This is a genomic window from Cohnella baijiui (genome assembly GCF_020731285.1).
Classification (GTDB): domain Bacteria; phylum Bacillota; class Bacilli; order Paenibacillales; family Paenibacillaceae; genus Cohnella.
The window spans coordinates 297,003-317,146 of sequence record NZ_JAJFOW010000003.1 but is presented as its reverse complement, the minus strand read 5'-3'; the positions used below and the strand labels follow the sequence as shown (position 1 = coordinate 317,146).

At 52.7% G+C, this 20,144-nt stretch carries 20 protein-coding genes; 13 read left to right on the top strand and 7 right to left on the bottom strand.

All coding sequences use genetic code 11. The features are described from left to right. The first annotated feature begins 11 nt into the window (after positions 1-11). From LKX83_RS04975 to LKX83_RS04945, 7 genes are all read left to right on the top strand, one after another. Complete coding sequence (locus tag LKX83_RS04975) at positions 12-1,340, top strand: ABC transporter substrate-binding protein (RefSeq protein WP_227881050.1); 1,329 nt, start codon at positions 12-14, stop codon at positions 1,338-1,340. Between the two features lie 204 nt (positions 1,341-1,544). Next, complete coding sequence (locus LKX83_RS04970; RefSeq protein WP_227881049.1) at positions 1,545-2,525, top strand: beta-galactosidase; 981 nt, start codon at positions 1,545-1,547, stop codon at positions 2,523-2,525. Then, positions 2,522-4,204 (top strand): extracellular solute-binding protein, encoded by a 1,683-nt coding sequence (locus tag LKX83_RS04965; protein WP_227881048.1) that lies wholly within the window; start codon positions 2,522-2,524, stop codon positions 4,202-4,204. The genes LKX83_RS04970 and LKX83_RS04965 overlap by 4 nt, the downstream gene beginning before the upstream one ends. 137 nt (positions 4,205-4,341) lie before the next feature. Then, positions 4,342-5,238, top strand: coding sequence for an ABC transporter permease (locus LKX83_RS04960; protein WP_227881047.1), 897 nt, complete (start codon positions 4,342-4,344; stop codon positions 5,236-5,238). A 28-nt stretch (positions 5,239-5,266) separates the two neighbouring features. Then, positions 5,267-6,142: a carbohydrate ABC transporter permease gene (locus tag LKX83_RS04955; RefSeq protein ID WP_227881046.1), complete on the top strand. Its 876-nt coding sequence runs from the start codon at positions 5,267-5,269 to the stop codon at positions 6,140-6,142. Between the two features lie 38 nt (positions 6,143-6,180). After that, a complete protein-coding gene (rbsK, locus tag LKX83_RS04950; protein WP_227881045.1) occupies positions 6,181-7,140 on the top strand; it encodes a ribokinase in 960 nt (319 codons plus the stop codon). Continuing rightward, a complete protein-coding gene (locus tag LKX83_RS04945) occupies positions 7,140-8,135 on the top strand; it encodes a nucleoside hydrolase (RefSeq protein ID WP_227881044.1) in 996 nt (331 codons plus the stop codon). The genes rbsK and LKX83_RS04945 overlap by 1 nt, the downstream gene beginning before the upstream one ends. Positions 8,136-8,485: 350 nt before the next feature. Here LKX83_RS04945 and LKX83_RS04940 read toward each other — a convergent pair whose 3' ends face one another. Next, the gene (locus LKX83_RS04940) at positions 8,486-9,193 is read right to left on the bottom strand and encodes a DNA alkylation repair protein (RefSeq protein WP_227881043.1); all 708 of its coding nucleotides are present in this window, start codon (positions 9,191-9,193) and stop codon (positions 8,486-8,488) included. A gap of 156 nt (positions 9,194-9,349) precedes the next feature. Here LKX83_RS04940 and LKX83_RS04935 point away from each other — a divergent pair, with 156 nt between their 5' ends. Together LKX83_RS04935 and LKX83_RS04930 are read left to right on the top strand one after the other, a co-directional pair. After that, on the top strand, positions 9,350-10,237 hold the full coding sequence (locus LKX83_RS04935) for a metallophosphoesterase family protein (protein WP_227881042.1): 888 nt from the start codon (positions 9,350-9,352) through the stop codon (positions 10,235-10,237). 69 nt (positions 10,238-10,306) lie between these two features. Next, positions 10,307-10,900, top strand: coding sequence for a YdeI/OmpD-associated family protein (locus tag LKX83_RS04930; RefSeq protein ID WP_227881041.1), 594 nt, complete (start codon positions 10,307-10,309; stop codon positions 10,898-10,900). Between the two features lie 164 nt (positions 10,901-11,064). Here LKX83_RS04930 and LKX83_RS04925 read toward each other — a convergent pair whose 3' ends face one another. The 3 genes from LKX83_RS04925 to LKX83_RS04915 all read right to left on the bottom strand — a co-directional run bounded on the left by LKX83_RS04925 (position 11,065) and on the right by LKX83_RS04915 (position 14,229). Then, positions 11,065-11,883: a carbohydrate ABC transporter permease gene (locus LKX83_RS04925; protein ID WP_227881040.1), complete on the bottom strand. Its 819-nt coding sequence runs from the start codon at positions 11,881-11,883 to the stop codon at positions 11,065-11,067. Then, entirely contained in the window at positions 11,883-12,779 is an 897-nt protein-coding gene (locus LKX83_RS04920) for a carbohydrate ABC transporter permease (protein ID WP_227881130.1), read from the bottom strand. The genes LKX83_RS04925 and LKX83_RS04920 overlap by 1 nt, the downstream gene beginning before the upstream one ends. 103 nt (positions 12,780-12,882) lie before the next feature. Then, a complete protein-coding gene (locus LKX83_RS04915) occupies positions 12,883-14,229 on the bottom strand; it encodes an ABC transporter substrate-binding protein (RefSeq protein WP_227881039.1) in 1,347 nt (448 codons plus the stop codon). A gap of 290 nt (positions 14,230-14,519) precedes the next feature. Between LKX83_RS04915 and LKX83_RS04910 the strand changes: the two genes are divergently transcribed. Beyond that, positions 14,520-15,521: a LacI family DNA-binding transcriptional regulator gene (locus LKX83_RS04910; protein WP_227881038.1), complete on the top strand. Its 1,002-nt coding sequence runs from the start codon at positions 14,520-14,522 to the stop codon at positions 15,519-15,521. A 133-nt stretch (positions 15,522-15,654) separates the two neighbouring features. On the opposite strand, the gene LKX83_RS04905 is transcribed toward LKX83_RS04910, so the two are convergent. After that, the gene (locus LKX83_RS04905; protein WP_227881037.1) at positions 15,655-16,245 is read right to left on the bottom strand and encodes a zeta toxin family protein; all 591 of its coding nucleotides are present in this window, start codon (positions 16,243-16,245) and stop codon (positions 15,655-15,657) included. Next, positions 16,238-16,414: a hypothetical protein gene (locus tag LKX83_RS04900; RefSeq protein ID WP_227881036.1), complete on the bottom strand. Its 177-nt coding sequence runs from the start codon at positions 16,412-16,414 to the stop codon at positions 16,238-16,240. The genes LKX83_RS04905 and LKX83_RS04900 overlap by 8 nt, the downstream gene beginning before the upstream one ends. Positions 16,415-16,668: 254 nt before the next feature. Between LKX83_RS04900 and LKX83_RS04895 the strand changes: the two genes are divergently transcribed. The 3 genes from LKX83_RS04895 to LKX83_RS04885 all read left to right on the top strand — a co-directional run bounded on the left by LKX83_RS04895 (position 16,669) and on the right by LKX83_RS04885 (position 17,844). Continuing rightward, a complete protein-coding gene (locus LKX83_RS04895) occupies positions 16,669-17,085 on the top strand; it encodes a MerR family transcriptional regulator (protein WP_227881035.1) in 417 nt (138 codons plus the stop codon). Continuing rightward, on the top strand, positions 17,085-17,591 hold the full coding sequence (locus LKX83_RS04890; RefSeq protein ID WP_227881034.1) for a hypothetical protein: 507 nt from the start codon (positions 17,085-17,087) through the stop codon (positions 17,589-17,591). Before LKX83_RS04895 ends, LKX83_RS04890 begins: the two co-directional genes overlap by 1 nt. Positions 17,592-17,661: 70 nt before the next feature. Beyond that, positions 17,662-17,844, top strand: coding sequence for a hypothetical protein (locus LKX83_RS04885; protein WP_227881033.1), 183 nt, complete (start codon positions 17,662-17,664; stop codon positions 17,842-17,844). Positions 17,845-17,955: 111 nt separating this feature from the next. On the opposite strand, the gene LKX83_RS04880 is transcribed toward LKX83_RS04885, so the two are convergent. Next, complete coding sequence (locus LKX83_RS04880; RefSeq protein ID WP_227881032.1) at positions 17,956-19,959, bottom strand: elongation factor G; 2,004 nt, start codon at positions 19,957-19,959, stop codon at positions 17,956-17,958. Positions 19,960-20,144: the final 185 nt, after the last annotated feature.

Below are 20,144 nucleotides of genomic sequence, written 5' to 3'. Positions count from 1 at the left end.
GGATGCCATTGTTGTCGATATATCGTTCCCTTCCGCTCCTCGCGTTGCTGCTGCTTCTGACGACAGGCTGCGACAGCGAGAAAACGGCGGAACCCGATAGCGGCGGCCAGGTAACCGTGCGTTATATGCACATGGGCGTGGCGGCGGATGACGGGGATAATAATCCGTACGTCATGCGGCAATTCCCCGATGCTGTCGCGGAGCATTTTCCCGACATCGCGCTGAAGTCCGAGATGCTTCCCGAGGACCCATATACGAAAACGCTGCTCGTCCAGTTGTCATCCGGCGAAGGGCCGGATTTTTTCGAATGGTGGCCAATGCGCCAGCTGGAGGAGCTTGTGGCGGCGGGGTATTTGCAGGATTTGACGGGCATGGACATGCTAAACAGGTTTACGCCTGACGCGTTGGAGGGCTATACGATCAACGGCAAGGTGTACGGGATGCCGAAGGGGCTCAGCATTATGGCCACCTGGTACAATAAGGAACTGTTCGAGCAGCACGACATCGACGCTTTCCCGTCGGACTGGCCCTCCTTCCTTGCCGCGTGCGAGAAGCTGAAGCAGGCGGGCGTCACGCCGATCGTCATGCCTGACGAGGACCGCTGGTTCATCCAGTTCGGCCTGTACCAACTCGCTGCGTCCATCGTCTACGCCGCGGACCCCGACTTCGACAAGAAGCTCTTGGCGGGCGAGCGCACTTTCGCGAATTCCCCCTGGCGAGAGGTATTGTTGATGTACAAATCGCTGTACGACAGAGGCTATATCGCACCCGGCTCCCTCGACATCGGCGCGGAGAAGGCGGCAGCGCTGTTCAACAACGGAAAAGCCGCAATGATGTTCAACGGCAACTGGGATTACGCCCGGTTGACGGCGAATCCCATAAGCCGGGGCGCTGGTAGCGCGGGTGGCCTGAAATCGAACGGCGGCGCGAATTTTCAACGCGGCTTTATGCCCCTGCCGGGCAACGAACCCGACCAGCCGCTGCTCCTGTCCATCGGCCCGGCCGGCGGAACGGTCATCAACGCCAATACGCGGCATCTGTCCGAAGTGCTCGACATTCTGGCTTATCAGTTCGATCCGGATTCTCCGCTTTACGGGCTGTACAAGCAGAACTACGACGTATTCCCGATGTACAAGGGCGAGGATCTCGGCATCCCCGAATTCCGGGACTACACGGCGCTGTCAAAAACGCATGACTCCGTCTACTTCAGCAACCAGGCCTGGCCGGTCGGCGTGGCGGACGCCCTGTGTCGCGGCTTCCAGGACTGGATCGCCGGCCACGGGACGGTCGACGACATCCTAGCGGCGATGGACGAGCGATTGGAGGCGCTGCGAGACTAGCTGCATTTCCAGTCTTCTCGGCCTGCGAAGCCCGAAATGGCGGGCTCCGATCCCGTCAGCTTCAGCCCTAAGCCGCAAGCCCATCTTAAGCAAGTAGACCGAAACGCCTTAAAATAGTAGACCGCCGACCTCCTATAATGATGGCTGTGAGCATGAAAGTGCTTACAGCCATCTTTTTTGGCATGAAAGAGAGGAGGGTTCAAGTTGGGCTATACCTTACGAAAGGCTGCGGGCCGGAAAACTGCCGCATGGCTGCTCGGTGCGGCGCTTGTCGCACAAGGCGGCACCGCCGTCTCGCCGGGCACGGCCGAAGCCGGAGCGGCCGCCGCTCAGGCGAAACTCGTGCGGGTGACGCCGGATCTGACGAACGAGGTACTGCATAACCCCGGCATGGGCTGGGTGCTGATCGACAACGCGATCCCCGGCCATCTGGACGCAGGGCGCACGGGGGCATATCCCGAGGTCGATAACGTCGCGGTTCTGACCCACTGGGGAGAGCTGGAACCGACGGAGGGACAGTTCGAATGGTCGCTGCTCGACGAAGCGATCGACTATTGGTCGAACTTGGGCAAACGGATCCATTTCCGAATTTCCACGGATGCGATGATGATCTCGGGCTACAGCTACGCAAAAAGCGTGCCGGAATGGCTGTTCCAGCAATACGGCGTGCCTTACCAGGAGCGATTCGACCAGGGGTACACCTTTAAGCTGCCGGACTACACGCACCCTGTCTTTATGGAAAAGCTGGAAACCTTCCTGCAAGCATTCGCAGACCGATACCGGAACGATCCACGGCTGGACATCGTCGACCTGCGGGGCTACGGCACATGGGGAGAATGGCATAGCGGCCACGACTTCGACAGCTATTCTGAGCGGATTGCGACACTGCGGACAATTATCGATAAGTGGGATGACGCATGGAACGGCGATAAAATACTCGCCCTCTCCAACTCCTACGAATGGCGGAGCGAGATGGAACCGTCGGTAAGCACCCCCGCCTCCTACGAGGACTATATGAGCTGGTCCGCGTTCGACTACGCGCTAACGAAGCCGAATCTGACGTTCCGCAGGGACGGCGCCGCCGGTGCGCTGCGGCGCGATCCACGTCAGCCTTGTCTGCAAGCATTCAGCCGCACGACACCGCAACTCACCCCCCGATCTACTTGGAGGCGAATATATAAATGATAATTAATCGTACACGCAGCATGACCGGTCTCTTGGCCGCCAGCGCACTTATCCTGTCCAGCGCCTGCTCCGCCAACAACGGCGAGAGCGGTACCAGCAGCTCCGCGTCCCCCTCGGGGAGCGGCGCGCCGGTACAATCCTCCGCGCCCGCGGCCGACACGAATCCGCTCGGCAAATACGATCCGCCCATTGAAGTCTCAGTTGTCGGCACGACGGGCACGAACGTCCTGTTCGCCGAAGGCGAAAATATCGATGACAACATCATGACGCAGAAATATAAGGAAATTCTCGGCATCCAGTTCAAAAACAAATGGGTGTCCGACGCCTCGCAATCGGTGGAGAAACTGAATCTGGCCATCAACACCAACAACCTTCCCGACATATCCAAGGTTGACCTGAACCAGCTCAGCCGCATGATCAATCAGGACCAACTGGCGGATCTGACCGAAGCTTATGAAACGTACGCCTCCCCGCTTCTGCGCAAGGCGCTGGAATACGGCGGCGGCGCCGGCTTCGCTCCAGCCAAGAAGGACGGTAAAATATACGGCATGCCGGTGCCAAACGATTATTACGAAAATGTCGCGATTATGTATATCCGCAAAGACTGGCTAGATAAGCTGGGCCTGCAGCCGCCGAAGACGATCGACGAGCTGTACGAGGTGGCCACCGCCTTCGCAGAGCGCGATCCCGACGGCAACGGAAAGGCGGATACCTACGGCATCGGGCTCGACAACGCGCTTGGGATGGCGTTCGACGGCGTCGCTTCTGCCTACAAAGCATACCGTGCGACCTGGGTCAAGGATGCCGGCGGCCAACTCGTCTACGGCAGCGTTCAGCCGCAGATGAAGGACGCGCTTGCCAAGCTTCGCGAGCTGTATGCGTCCAAAGCGATCGACCAGGAGTTCGGCGCCAAGGATTGGGGCAAAACGGCGGACGACATCGGCGCGGGCAAGGGCGGCATCTACTTCGGCGCATTCTGGCAGCCGCTCTATCCGCTGCAGACGACCATGACGCACACGCCGGACTCCGACTGGAACGCCTATCCGATTCCGGCGGCGGCGGACGGAAGCCTGGTGCCGAAGCGTCCGAACAACGTGTTCAGCTGGATGGTCGCAAGCAAAAGCATGAAGCATCCGGAGGCGCTCATCAAGTCGATGAACCTGTGGGCGGAGATGTGGATCGAGGGCGGACAGTACAATGACCTGTTCTACAAGGAAATTCAGGGCAGCGAGAAATACGCGGGCAAGGAGGTCCACCAGTATGCCAAGCCTTACTTTTTCGACGATCCCGGCAAAAATATGGTCATCGGCAAGCAGTTCAAGGAAGCCGTAGCCAAGGACGACGGCTCGCTCGTTACGCATCCCGACGGCATTTGGAAATGGAACGCCTACAAAAACAAGGAGCCGAACGGATGGGCGTACTACAAATATTTGCTCGAATCAGAGGGCGTACTGGCCCAATACGGCGAGAGCTTCGTCCATGAGTCGTTCCTCGGCGCGCCTACCGAGACGATGGTCAAACGCCAGGCCAACCTGAACAAGCTCGAGGTTGAGACGTTCACCAAAATTATTATGGGCAAAGCCGATCTCGCCGCGTTCGACAAATTCGTCAGCGACTGGAAGTCGCTCGGCGGCGACGACATTACGAAGGAAGTCAACGCCTGGGCGGCAGAACAATAACCCCTTTGCCCCGGCTCAAGGCTAGGCGCAGCCCGGCTGACCTTGAAGCCGGCATCAATCGGGTGGGAAGGAGAGCCGTTCGCATGGACGGCTTGCTCCCCTCCCTTCTACCATCAAGCAATCGCGGAGGGACAGCCATGAAAATTACCAAAAGGGATGTCGCTTTTTTTCACCTACTGCTCGCTCCCGGCGTACTCTTGCTGCTGCTGTTCGCGTACCTGCCCATGTTCGGCATCGTGATCGCCTTTCAAAATTTTAATCCGTCGAAAGGCTTCATCTATTCGGAATGGGTCGGTCTGGAGCACATCCGCTTCCTGTTCGAGCTTCCCGATACGATGGCAACGATTCGCAACACGGTCGAAATCTCGCTGATGAAAATCGTCGCGGGGCTCGTCGTGCCGGTCGTATTCGCGCTGTTTCTGAACGAGGCGCGTCTTATGTGGTTCAAGCGGACCGTGCAAAGTCTCGTCTACCTGCCTCACTTTTTGTCCTGGGTCATTCTGGGGGGCATTCTTGTGGATGTTTTGTCCATCAACGGCGGCGCATTCAATCAGGCGCTGGGGGCTGTGGGCATTCCGCCGATCTTCTTCTTCGGCGACGAGTCCTGGTTCCGCGTCATGATCATCGTATCCGATGTGTGGAAGGAGTTCGGATTCTCCACCATCGTCTACCTGGCTGCGCTGACCGGCATCAATCCCGCGCTGTACGAGGCCGCGGCGATCGACGGCGCCACCCGCTGGCAGCGGACGCTGTACATTACCATTCCCGGCATTTTACCCGTCATCGTGCTGATGTCGACGCTCAGCCTCGGCAACGTGCTGAACGCCGGCTTCGACCAGATTTTTAATCTGTACAACCCGATGGTCATCAGCTCTACGGATATTATCGACACCTATATTTACCGGATGGGCCTGATCCAGGCGCAGTATGGCCTGTCGACCGCGATCGGCCTCATCAAGTCGGTCATCGGCTTCGTCCTGATCGTACTGTCCTACAGGCTCGCCAGCCGCTACGCGAATTATCGCATTTTCTAACCTTCTTAAGACGATCGGGGGTATTTCGATGCACGGACGGCTGAACAGAATGCAGCCCTTCGATATATTCAACTATGCAGGCCTGGCGATCATCTCGCTGTTGTGCCTTCTCCCCATCTGGCATATCGCCATGGTGTCGCTGAGCGGCGAAGGACCCGCCTCCAAGTTCGCAGTCGGCCTGTGGCCGGTCGAATTTACGGCGGACGCCTACGGGACGATCCTCCGGATGGGCAAGTTCTGGAGCGCGTTTGGCATGTCCACGCTGCGCGTGGCGGCGGGGGGTCTGCTTAATTTAATCCTGACGATCATGATGGCGTATCCGCTGTCGAAGGAGAGCGCCTACTTCCGTGGGCGTAACGTCTATATCTGGGTTCTCGTCTTTACGATGCTTTTCAGCGGCGGACTGATCCCGATGTACATGATGATCAACGAGCTGAACCTCATCAACACCATATGGGCGCTGGTGCTGCCCGGAGCCGTGCCCGTTTTCAACGTCATACTGATGGTTAACTTTATGCGCCAGCTTCCCAAAGAGCTGGAGGAGGCCGCGCTGGTCGACGGAGCTTCCCAGCTCCGGATTATGACGAGCATCTTCGTCCCGTTGTCGATGCCAGTGATCGCGACCGTCACGCTGTTCAGCGTCGTCGGCCATTGGAACGCCTGGTTCGACGGATTGATCTACATGAACGATACCTCCAAATATCCTTTGCAAACGTATTTGCACGTCGTGCTGGCTTCGCGCAACCTGATTAACGCGGATCAGCAGACAGTGATGGCGTCGCTCACGAACCGTACGTCGATATCGGCCCAAATTATTCTGGCTTCGCTGCCGATTCTTGTCGTTTATCCGTTCCTGCAGCGTTACTTTATTCACGGCATCGTGATGGGCTCGGTCAAAGAATAGGCTCCTACGCAGATAGGAGCGTGACAGGAGAGAAACAGATGAAAGCCATTTGCGTCATCGGAAGCTTGAACATCGATATGGTAGCGGCGGTAGAGCGGTTCCCGCTTCCCGGCGAGACGTTGACGTCCGTCGGGTACTCGACCTTTTTCGGCGGAAAAGGAGGCAACCAGGCTGTTGCGCTCGGCAGACTGGGCGCCAACGTGCGGATGGTCGGCAAGGTCGGCAGCGACATTCACGGCAGCGACTACATCCGCCACCTGCGAATGAACGGCGTAGACACAAGCGGCATTCGCGCCGAGCAGAGCGCGACGACCGGCATGGCGATGATTCTGGTCGACCCGCAGGGAGAGAATCAGATTATTATTTCTCCGGGAGCGAACGGGCTTCTAGCGCCTTCGGACATTGACGAGAATTGGGAACTTCTGATGGAGGCGGACATTTTCATGTTTCAGTTGGAGGTGCCGATCGGCACGGTCGCCTACGCCGTGAAACTGCTCAAGGGAGCGGGCAAGACGGTCATCCTGGATCCCGCGCCGGCCTCCCAGCTGCCCGACGCCATCTTTAAACATATCGATTATATGACGCCTAACGAAACGGAGATCAAATATTACGCGGGTCGTCACCAGCAGTATGTGCTGCAGCTGAAGGAAGCGGCGAACGTCCTTCTTCGCAAGGGCGTGAATACCGTCGTGGCGAAAGCCGGCGCGGAAGGCGCGTATCTGATTCGGGACATCGACCTGAAGCATATCGCCGCTTATCCGTCGAAGCCCGTCGATACGACCGGCGCCGGCGATAGCTTCAATGCGGGTTTCGCCTTTGCGCTGGCTGCGGGGAGTAGCCCCGAGGAGGCCGTCGGCATCGGCAACGCCGTTGGCGCGCTCGCGATCCGTCAGGTCGGGGCCCAGTCCAGCATGCCGAACAAAAGCGAGCTTGACACGTTCCTTCGGCAGCAGGAAGCGTATCGGCGCGGCAGCAATTCTATTCAGGGAGGTGCGTAATGCGAGACAACGACGCTATGAAGGCTGAGCGAACGGTGCAGACTATGCGAACGGAAAGCTTCTACGAGCCTGGCGACGGGCCTGTCCCCGTCATTCTGGATACCGACATCGGCCCGGATTGCGACGATGCCGGCGCCGTGGCCGTCCTTCATGCCTTGCAGTCGGAGGGGCGGCTTCGCGCCTTAGGTATGATGAACTGCACCTCCAGTCCGTGGGGTGCCGGCTGCCTGGACGCTATCAACGCCTACTACGGTCGGGGCGACATCCCGGTCGGGACACTCGAGGCGCGAGGCTTTCTAGTTGGCGATCTTTTCGAAAAGTACAACCGCATGATAGCGACCACCTGCGTCAACCGCTACACGGACGGGCGATCCGCGCCGGATGCCTCGCGGCTTTATCGCAAGCTGCTCGCTGACGCCGGCGACGGCAGCATCGTAATTATCGCGATCGGCCCGCTCATCAATCTGATGCGGCTCCTGCTTACCGGCGCGGACGATATCTCACCCCTCTCCGGAACCGAGCTCGCCGCCTGCAAGGTTCGGCATCTCGTTGTTATGGGCGGGTTATTCCCTGAGGGGAAAGAGTGGAACTTCGAGATGCACCCCGAATCTGCCGCCATCGTATGCGGCCAATGGCCGACGCCGATTACGTTTACGGGCTATGAGATTGGGGCCGCCATTCCGACCGGCAAGCGGTTGTTAGCGGAAGCGCCGGAGGATCATCCCGTGCGTCGCAGCTATGCCGCCTATCTTGGCGACGAGCCCGCACGGCCGAGCTGGGACCTGACGGCCGTGCTGTATGCGGCCCGCGGGGCGGCTCCGTATTGGGACATCGTGCGAGGCCGAATTACGGTCGACCCGGCAAGCGGCGCCAACGACTGGAACGCCGATCCTCTCGGGCCGCACGCCTATCTCTCGGCGAAGCTGCCCCCCGAGGCTATTGCCGACATGCTCGACGAGCTGCTAACCCGTGATCACAAGGCCAAGAAAACATGATGGACTTGATGAGCAACTCGTAGAACATGCGGTCTTGGAATGACGACGTAACAAAGCAACGAGCAGAAATCAAAAAACATTTTACAAAGGGGCGTAGCTTGTTTGGCATCGCCCCTCCACTTCACAAATAACTCATATTCAAAACCGAGAATGGGACTATGCAGGCATTGCGCAACATGAAGATATATTTCGAAAGCATATGTATAAAATCCGTTTAATAAGCGGCGATTGGCATTTATAATGTGAGTCATCGTTTTTTCAGACAGAAAGCGTTAGAACAAGCGGTAAATCCACACTGCCACTACAAAAACCAATAGAATTACCAATAATACTCCACGAGCTGCCTAGGATTAACACCTTACATGTTTCCGTTTGAAGCCAAGCTGCCCTTTACCTACCGCCTTTTGAATATTGTCGGAGGCGTTTAGGAACTTGCTTTTTGCTTTGTCTTTTTGGACTTCGACCGGACCTACTGCCATTGCGATTTCGACCGCCTTATCGTGAAGTGGCAAATAGGAAGTCCCCACCGTGTATATAAAATTATTCATCGCGTATTTCGTTCGTTCGGGAGAGTCGTGAATCGTATTTTTCACCGTTTCAAGCAAACCGGCCATTTTGCTTTCGGAAAATTCATGATCCGGGCGATTACCCAAAAGCCAGCAGTAACAGCTCCAGCCCGCCGACATTCTCAGCTCTTCGCCGCTTGCGATCCATGGATCGGCAACTTCTTGTGCGATATCCGCTTCAGCCAAGGTTACTGCAACCACATAATCGGACAGCATGTAGAAATAGGCCGTATCCATCCACCGATCAAAATCCGCCTTGGTCATTGCTTTTGGATCTGCGATCACACCGGCAAAGTACATCGCATCATAGTTCCCGGTGGCGTAAAGCTGCTCAGCCAGGGGTTGATTGATCTTGATTTTTCTCGCCATTGGCTTCATATCGCCCGTAGCAACGCCAAATAGGGGTTCGTGAGCGCCATTGGATATATATATTTTCTTGGTTCGTTCCTTGCCGAGAGCTTCAAGCTCGCGCATGACCATTTCTAAATCCATCGCATACCCCTTCTTTCATTGGCGGATTTCCCTTAGATTATATCCATCAAATCCATGACAGTAAATGCCGACTGAACGCCCACGCTTTGAATCGTGGGATGTATAATGAGGATGAATGGTTGAATGGTTAAAATAAACAAAACTAGGAGATGGGTTATGAAGGTTGAGTATAATGAAAGGGTAAGTCTGGGACAAATCGACATCAGAACGGACATGGTTGAAAAGGAAGTAACGATTCTACATCTAACAGATAGTCATTTGTTGGAGGTTGACGATCGTGAAGAAGAACTGGACTTCCTATATGCGATCCAGAGGAAGTGGAAAGACATTGAAAACGTAGAGGCGATGTCTTCACGTCTTCATTTCAATAACCTTCTTCAGCTTGGTCATGAGAAAGAAGTAGGTTGTACAGTAATGACAGGGGACGTAGTAGATTTCCCTTCATTAGCCAATTTGGATTTCGTCAAAAAGTCGCTTCAATCGTTAGCGTCCCCTTATCTGTATACCCTTGGCAATCATGATTGGTATTATCCCTATATGGAATGGAACGATTCCACGAGGAAAGATTATTACCCTAGGTTTTTTGATTTTACCTACGGCAATCCTGCTTATCAAATGGTAAATGTGAATGGAATCAAATTGATTGCGATTGACAATAGTAATTATCAGATATCCGAAGAACAATTACATTTCTTTCAGGAACAACTGCAAGACGGTTTGCCATGCCTATTATTTATGCATATCCCCCTTTATATTCCCTCCCTCGCAACGGAAGTTGTACAGACGTGGAAAGCCCCGATCATGATGGCAGCTCCGGGGTGGGATGTGAAGACGCAACAATTATGGAAAGTGAGAGATGCGGATCCGAGCACGATCCAGTTTTATCATCTTGTAACCGGCAAGGAGCATGATCAACTATTAGGTATTTTCTGCGGGCATGTCCATTTTCCGCATCAAGATCCGTTTAGACCTAACCGATATCAGTTTATCACCACTCCCTGCTTTAGGGGGGGATACAGGATCATAAGAATACTTCCTTGGTAGTTCTATCAAAAATCGTTGACTGCCACTGTCAGCGATGATTGTGTATGCTTGGATCAGGAGGCGATTCATATGGTAAAAAAATCAAGTGACTTGCCGATTATTTCCTTTACCGACCCCCTGTCTTTTGAAAAATGGCTCGATGATCATGGTGATACCTCATCCGACATCCGATTGCAGATTGCGAAAAAGAATTCCGGCGTCGTTACGATTTCCTATAACGAAGCGCTTGAAGTTGCCTTATGTTACGGATGGGTCGACAGTCAGAAAGAAGCGTTCGATGAGAAAACATGGCTGCAGCGGTTCACTCCACGCGGGGCTAAGAGCATCTGGTCGAAAGTCAATAAAGAGAAAGCGGAACGGCTGATCGCAAACGGGCGAATGAAGGCTTCCGGATATAAGGCCATTGAAGAGGCCAAAGAGAATGGGAACTGGGATCAAGCCTACGAGTCGCAAAGCGTCGCGTCGCTGCCTGAGGACTTCGCGATCGAGTTGGAGCGCAATGCCAAGGCTAAAGCATTCTACGATACACTGGGGAGACAAAATAAATATGCAATCCTATTTCGAATCCATAACGCCAAAAAACAAGAGACCCGGGAGAAGCGGATCCGACAGTTCATCCAGATGCTTGAGAGAGGGGAAAAAATTTACCCTTCATCCCCCTAACATACTCTCTTCCTGTGGACTGCAAGTCTGGATAACGCAACAGTCGATCTAGAGATCGGATTGCCGCTTTAAGAACAATCTTATGGTTTCGTTACTTCTTATAAAAATGGAGACGCGAAATCGTTCGCGTCCCCATTTCATCCCAACCACAATTGGCAATCATCTTAGAACTTGACCGAACCGGCCAGCGCGCCGCTGACAAGATAACGTTGAATGAAAACATACAGCACGATCAGCGGAGCGGCAATAATGATGATGCCGCAAGCGAGAAGCGGCCAATTGTTCAGATACTGGCCGAAGAAGGCGAACAGCCCGCGCGTAATCGGCTGATATTTCGTGTCGGATAGATAGATGGTCGGACCGATAATATCGTTCCAGACGCCGATCGCCGTAAGCATAATGCCGGTGGCCATAACAGGTTTTACAAGCGGGATCAGAATATTGAACATAAACCTCAGATAGCCGCATCCGTCAATCGCCGCCGCCTCGTCCAAGTCGCGCGATACCGACTTGATATACCCGACGAACATCAGGAACGCGATTCCCGTTCCGCCGGTGCGCAGCAGCATATACCCCCACTGCGTGTTATAAAGCCCCAACTCGTTAGCCAGCCAGAACTGAGGAACGAGCGGGCTCGGCAGAAATAGAGACATCGTAAAGAACAAATAGATCACGTTGGAAAACTTGACATAACGCCGGGCAATCGGAAATGCCGCGAACAGGGAAAGCAAAATGGATGCCAGCATCGTTACTACGGTGTACAGCACGCTGTTCCAGATATATCGCGAGAAATCCCCTTTTTCCCAGGCTAACGAGAAGTTTCCGAAACGAAATTGCTCGAACAGGCTGATCGGAGATTTTAAATATTCGATTTGAGTCTTCATGGACACGTTAAACAGATAGAATAAGGGAAGTAAGTACATGCACAGCATCAGAAGAACCACGAGATAACGCAGGCTGACGGACGTTCTGGATTCGGCCATTACAGATCGACCTCTCTTCTGCGCAGCAAGTACATAAAGACGACCGTAAAGAAAAAGACGAACAGGAACAGCACCATTGCGCCTGCGGATGCCAATCCGTAATCGGCCGTCGTGTTGTTGGCGATAGCGTCCCGATAAACGTCGAGTGCGAGCGTGCGGGTATTGAATCCGCCATTCGTAAGCACGTATATAATATCGAACGTTTGCAGCGCGCCGATGATCGAGAGCAACAGATTCACTGTCATTGAAGGTGCAATCATAGGAAACGTAATGAAGCGGAAAGACTGCCAGGCGTTCGTACCGTCAATATGGCCCGAATCGTACAGATCTTTCGGAATCGCCTGCAGCCCTGCCATAAAAATCGTCATGGAATAACCCATATACATCCAGATTTGCACGAAAATAATCCAATAGAAGGCGGCGTCGTAGCTCGAGAGGAAATTGCTGCTCGTGTGGAAAGCCTTGAAAAGCGAAGCAAAGGGGCCGCTCATCGGATTCAGCATCATCCGCCACATAAGCCCCGATACCGTAACGCCCAGCACAACCGGGAGAAAAAAAGTAGCCCGGTATAACGCATCTCCCTTGAGCTTGCGGTTAAGCAGCACGGCCATGAGCAATCCGACCGCATTTTGGATCACCACGACAAGAAAGGCGAACTTAAGCGAGTTGCGGATGGAGCGTAACCGTTCGGCCTGGTCGGAGGAAAACAGCAGCTTGTGATAGTTGTCGAAGCCGATGAAGTGCCAGCGAACGCCCGGCAGTCCGGTCGCGTCGGTCAAAGAGAAAAACACCGTCGCCATCGACGGGCCGAATGCAAAGACGACATAAAGCAGCAGCGGTATCATCAAAAGTGCAAGCGGCAAATGTCTGGATATTCCTCTGCCAAATGGATACATACTATCACTCCATGTTTGGGTGTCTGTATCAGAAGGAAACGGGGCTGAACAATCGGCGTCAGGCCCCGTTTCGGCTTGCTTCATTTAAGCTAGATTATTTTCGTCACTTCGGCGCCGCTGCTTCCCATTCTTTCTGCGTGATCGCCGCCAGCTCTTCCGGCGTCTTGATCGGTCCTGCAGGCGCAAGGAACTCGGCGTGGATGCTGGAACCGCTCACATGCTCCCCGGCGTTCGGACGGTTGATGAACAACTGATCCCAGGAAAGCTTGAACGATTGCAAGTAGGGCTTAAGCTCGGCGATAAAGGGATCGTCTACTTGGATGTCCGCATTGGGCAAGAATCCGGCCGATTTGACGAAATCCGCATAGTTGTCCGGTTCGGATTGCATGGCCAGCCATTTCAGAGCGGCATCCTTGTTCTTGGACTTCTCAAGCACCATCCAGGACATGTCGTATTTGCCCGCGAGCGTCGAGTTTTGCGCGGGATCGTTGCTGCCCGGAATCGGGAAATATCCGAATTGCAGGTTCGGATCTCCGGACTTCAGCGTCGGCGCATTCCATGTGCCGTCGGCGATCATCGCGACTTTGCCGCTTATGAACAAGCTCGGGAGCGAGCCGTAATCGACGCCCATCGTGCCGTCCGCCGCATTTTCCAGCAAGTATTTCGCCTTCTGAAGAATCTCGATCTGCACTGGGTCGGTGAACTTGGTCGAGCCGTCCCACAAGCCCTTGATGAAAGCTTCCTGATCTTTCTGGATGGAAGCGGACAACCCTTGCACAGCCAGGTTAAACGGCCAGACATCCTTGCCGGCGAAGCCCAGCGGCGCAATTCCCTTCGCCTTCAGCGCGTCGACGACCTTTGTGAATTCGTCCCAGGTTGTGGGAACTTTGAGGTTGTTATCCGTAAAAATCTTTTTGTTATAGAACAGACCGGTGAACGATACTTTACCCATATTGATGCCGTACACTTTACCGTTGTAGGTCGTCGAATTCGCGACATCGGCCGGATTGTAGTTTTTGACGAACTCCTGTCCGCTCAGATCCGCGATCAGCCCGGCGTCGATCCATTGTTTCCAGGTCGGTGCCTCGGCCCCTTTGGCCCAATCCTGCGGAATCGGTGCGAAACCGCTCTTGATCGCCATCAGATCGGCGTCATTGGCATTGACGCGGGTTTGCTGCAGCTGGTCGTACGTTGCATCTGAAGGAACTGTGACGTAGTCCACCTTAATATTCGGATACTTTTCTTCAAACTTCTTGTTGAATTCCTCGTAATACTTGTTCACCGGCTCGTTGATCCAATGAATGATCTTGAGCGTAACTTTGCCGCCAGAAGAGCCCTTGGAGCCTCCAGGACTAGAAGCGCTTTCATCGTTGCCGCTCTTCCCCCCGCAAGCGGCAAGCGGGACAACCAAAGCGAGACCGAGGCACAGCAGGGTAAGCTTCTTAAGCATGCACTTTTCCCCCATTCAAATGGTTTACTTCCCGTTTTCACTTTTTACGAAATCGCTTTCGTAAATCATCCATATTATTTATCAGAATTTGGGTTTTGTAAAGTATAAAATCAAAATTTTTCCTATTTCCTTAGAACAATCGATGGCATTCGTTAAACTTTCTTTACGTTTCCAGCAACATGGAGTATATTTAAGGCAATCTGAAGCTCCGTTATCGAAAACGGTTTCGTTGTCGGGGATGATCCGTACTCGGGGATTTGTGATACGTTTGCCGAAGGGAATGAACGTTTGTGAATATAAAAACGATTGCTTCCATGGCGGGAGTTTCGGTCGCGACCGTCTCGAAGATTATTAATAATTACAGCGATGTCGGCGAAGAGACGCGCCAGCGCGTTCTCAGGATCATGGAGGAGACAGGGTACAAGCCCTCCTCCTCCGCGAAGACGCTGGCGACAAAGAAATCCAATTTGATCGGCGTCGTGTTTGCCGGCAAATTGAACTCGGATCTGAACCATCCGATCTTCGTCAAGGTAATCAATGCATTCAAGAAACAGATCGGCTTGCTCGGTTACGATCTTTTGTTTTTCTCCAACGAAACGTTTTTCCAGTCCAAGGAGGATTATCTCGCTCGATGCCGTCATTTCCAGGTAGACGGATGTATTATTATTGCCGGCGATATTATAGAACCCAGCGTCGTCAATCTGGCTCGCAGCGATATTCCGTGTATCGGAATCGACATTGAAATCGATGGCGTCAATTCCACTTACTTGATGTCCGACAACGCGAACATAGCCGCCAAGATCGTCGAGCATCTGTATATGCGCGGTTACCGAGAAATCGGATTGCTCGGCATTGAGCGGAACTCCGGCGTCATATTGATTCGGGAAACCGCGTTTCGCGAATCGCTCAAGACATTCGGCCTTCCCATCCGGCCGGAATGGATCATTCGCAGCGTCGACTACGCAAGGGATAGCGGATATCGCGCGATGAAGGGGTTGATCTCTTCGGGCTCGTTGCCCCAGGCGATGTTTGCGGTTACGGACCATCTCGCGTTCGGTGTGATGCAGGCGATGAAAGAGCATCATCTGCGCATTCCGCAGGATATGGCGCTGGTCGGCTGCGACGACATCGACGCCTGCAAGTATACCGTTCCTCCGCTCACGACTGTCAGGCAGGACACCGACAAAATCGGCCGGTTAGCCGCTCTGATGCTATTCGATATGATCAACAAACAGATCAACCCCACAGCCGTAATGGTCGAATCGGAACTGATCGTACGCGAATCTTGCTGAAATCCGGCTTTAAGCCGAACGGGCCGGTAAGGTGTTATTGGTAAATCACCCTTTACACCAATGAGGAGCCGACATTCCGCAAGTATGCCTGTGAGAACAGCAAAAAAACAGCCATTTTTTAACTTGGCTGTTCTTATGATTTCAAAATTTTTTTAACGATGCTTTCAGCCCATTGAGGAAGAGATTCCGATTGCGAGATTATTGAACCGTTATTTGCATGCAGAATGATTTCGCCTTCCGTATGACTGTTATCAATAACGATCAAATGGTCGATCAAGTGAAAGTAAGACAATAAATTACGAATCGATGTTTGATGCCGTCTGATGATATCTTGGGAGGGAATATAATGCCCGCCATTTTCCACTCGAATGGCTACCCTCTTGATATTCAAACAATAATCGCCTAGACCGACATAGAACATTGTAACTTCAAAACCGTTTGCCTTTGCGTCACGCATGAGGCGGATCGCATTTCCTCCGGCAAGTGTTGTTTCGATGGAAAAATCACGTCTGTTATGAACGCAATCCCTCGCCAGTTTAATGGCCTCTTTCCCAGCAGATACTTTTCGGCTTTCAGGATGATCTGAATCTATCCCTCGTGCCAGAGCATCGGGATCAATGTTAACACTGATGCCGAGCCGATCAATGATCAAGTTTCGAATCGTACTTTTGCCGCTACCATTATTTCCGGCAAATACGTACATGATCGGTGCCGGCTCATGCATGAGGTGCATCCTCATCGGAAACGGGAACAATGTTTCCGTTGTAGTATTCTTTTACGATTTGACCATCTTTCGTTTTGTATACAATATATGTTTCGTTGACCTTGGCATCAAGCTTAGCGCGATCGCCTGTAAGCTTAATTAGCTTCTCGAGATCTTTGATTTGATTCATGAGCATCACCGCCTCGTTACCTTAGTATCGGCTAACGATTGAATTATAACACAATCATTAGAAACGATCAGATACATAAATTGTCTGCAAGGTTTGATACGGCAGTATTCGCTAATTATGTTAGCCAATCTCATGCGATTTCATAGTTCACCCCTAGGGTGGACTTTTTTTGACAAGCGAATATGATTACAGTAAACTGTAACTAATACACTAAAGTGTAATAAAGACAGTTGAGTGTCATTCGGAGGTGTACCATGAATAGTTATACCGCTAAACAAATAGCTGAAATTCTCCAACAAGATGACCCGCGCATGAATCTGCGAACGGTAAGGTACTACACTCAAATTGGCATGGTACCGCCCCTTGAATTGATGGGTAACAAAAGGGTTTACACAGATAACCACATCCATTGCTTTCGCGCGATTATTACCTTATCAAGAACCGGGGAAACATTAGCTTCTATCCAGGAAACATTGAAAAAACTTTCCTTGGAGGACATCGAAAAAATAAGTCGGCAATTAACATGGTATGAACCTAACCGAATTATTGAAAACGAAACGCTAAAGATAACGGACGATGTCATTATAACGATTAGCCCTCGAATTTCTGCGGAGTTAAAACAAAAAGTTATTGATTCAGTATCGCAAGCACTGAGGGGTGAAAATCAATAATGCTTGACATTAAATTAGCCAAGTCAAAGATGGAGAACGAAGAAGGAATGAATCATTTATGGGTTCAGTTATTACAGGATGAACAAGTTCAATCCCAAAAGTCGGAAATCCAAATACGACTACCAAAAGGGATCTACCGCTCAAAAAACCTTAATGGCTTGGTCGAGAATGAACGAGAACACATTGTAGTTGATGTCTTCAACCGAGATGTTATCATAGAAATCTTTACCCAAGATGCGATTCAATGTGGTGAAATGACAATCGTAGTAAGCTTATTGACAGCCGAGACCACGGTAAGCAAAGAAATTTCGATTCAAGTAGTCGAAGAAGATGAAATGGAAATGGTTGAGATTGACGAACAAGTTGTCGAACGAATCAAAGAGTTAAGCAAGGTCACTCTACCCTACGATGCAGGAACAAATATGGTATCCATTCAATCAAGGATACTGGAGAAAAGGGATAATGAATTTTCGCACTTGGAAAAGAAATATCGAATTGACTACTGATGTTGAAGGGGCGTAGCCATGAACCTGATTCCATATAGCACAATAAAGAATGGATTGGCGGTGAAATTGCGTGGAGAATGAAGAGCTTGAATACAACGTTGAGTACCAAGACGGTTACGGCGTTCTTTATTTTGAAAAGGTCAAAGCGCCTGAACTATCCGATGCAAAAATGCAAATCCTCCAACGATTCCCTGATGTTACGATTAGGGCAGTTACCGTTGTTCCTCACAACAATAATGATGAGCATCCTTAACTTTCTCGGAGGGGAGAGACGCATCGGGTGGGGATATTACGCCCCACCCCCTCCCTACAGTCGGACGATTTCCGCCGACTGGGAGCCGCGCACACCCCATGCGTCAACGCATTAAACCCGCTTCCTAACGGTCCCCATGATATGCATCAGGTATTCCTTCTTGTTCAACGGGTTGTAGTCGCTCCGCTTTCGAGTCGGAACCTCGTCTGTCACCTTCCGATATCCCACGGGTTTGGAGATGAACATCCCTTCCCCTTCCGTGTAGGATTGGACTTTCGCCTTAAAGGGCTCTGTCACTCGCGCGGGAATGGCGCCCGTAAGGAGGTATTCCTCTTTGCTCAGCATGGGATCGTACAGTTCGGCCTTCACTTTCGACAATTGAAACAAAGCCGTCCCCAGTCCGCTTGCCGGCAGGGTGAACTCGAAGCCGTTCATCGGCTCATATACGTCCGTCCCGGCCCTACTCAGCGCTTCCATCAGCACAAGCGGCGTCAATTTGCGGAAGTCCGCCGCCGTACTTACCGGGCTACTGTACCCGCTGTCGGTCAACGTCACTTTGATGTCCGTCACTCGCCAGCCGTATAGCCCCTGCTTCAACGTTTCAAGCACGCTTTCTTCAATGGCATGGTGGAAAGGCAGCGGCAAAGAACCGAGCTCCACACCCAAGCCGTACACCATACCGCTGTTCTCCGCTCCCGGCTCCACGCGAAAGCCGACCGTGCCATTAAACAAATTGCCATCCTCGGAAATCACCGCGCGCGCCGCGCCGCAGCCTTTCGGCTTCTCGATGCAAATCACGCTCGTCTTTGAAAATTCGGCCGCAATGCCGTATTTCTCCAGCAAGACAGCTTGAATGACTTCCTTCTGGACTTCGCCGAACAACCGGATGTAAATCTCCTGACTCTGCGGGTCCCGGGAAATCCAAATCAGCGGATCTTCATCCGCCATATCGATCAGCGCTTGATACAAACGATGGACGTCGCCGCTGTACCAGGGCTGAATCACCGCTTCCAGATTGGGTTCTTCCAGCTCGACGGTGCGCATCCGGTCGTTCCATTCGCCGAGCACGTCACCGATTCTCAACTCCTGGAGCCCATGAACGATGCCGATATCTCCCGCTTCAATTCGATCGGCGGCAACCTGCTTGCCGTTCACCAGCGCGCTCAATTTCTTGATTTTCCCCTTGCCGAACTCGCCTTGGTCCGCGCCGCTTCCGTTCCATATTCGCACTTCCTCTCGCAGCCGGATCGCGCCCGAGAACAAGCGGACGTACGCTTTCTTCTCCCCGACCGCTTCTCGCTCGATTTTGAATACGACGCCCGAAAGCCCGGCTCCAGTGCAACTCCCAGCTCCGGCATTAGACGGCAGGAACTGTTCGATGCCGCGGATCAGCTCCTTTACGCCGATTCCTTTGGCGGCAGCGCCGAGAAATAGCGGATAAACGTCAGCGCGACGGGCTTGCGTCGCGATTTCGCCGACCAGATCTTCTTGCGCAAAGGTCCGACCATTCACATATTCATCCAACAATCGTTCATCCTGCAAAGCAAGCGTCTCCATGCACGACTCGACGAAATCGCCGCCGTCTCGGTCGCCTTGCCAGTCGCAGTCGTCAATGTCGGCGTCATTCGTTCCTTCGCGGCTTCCCCGGTACAAGGGAATGACCTTGTCGGTCAACTTTTCCCGGATCGTGCGAATGACTTTGCCGGAATCCGCCCCGCTTCGGTCGATTTTGTTGACGAAAATGATCGTCGGAATGCGCAGCTTCATCAAGCTCTTCATGAGCACCTTCGTCTGCGCCTGAACGCCTTCGACTGCCGACACGACGAGAATCGCCCCGTCCAACACCCGCACAGAGCGTTCAACTTCGGAAATAAAATCGGCATGGCCAGGTGTATCCAGTACGTTGACCTTCAAGTCCCCCAGCATAAATGAAACCGCCGAGGCCTTGATCGTAATGCCGCGTTTGCGCTCCAGTTCCATCGAGTCCGTCAGCGTATCCCCTTTATCAACGCTGCCCGGTTGGCCGACGATGTTCGCCTCATGTAAAATATGCTCCGTCAGGGTCGTCTTTCCGGCGTCGACATGCGCCAGAACCCCTATATTGATCGTATTCATCGCGGATCAGTCTCCTCGTTTTCGCTCGCATCGCTTTTTTGTTCATCGTGAACGCCTCTCTCGTTTTCATGGTGTTTTGCCGCATATTTTTCACCCTCCGTAGGAATATCGTTTTCATTGAAAAAGCCGACCGTGGCAGCCGACCGTGGCCGAACAACGCAAAAAAGCCCCCTGTCCAAATTCTG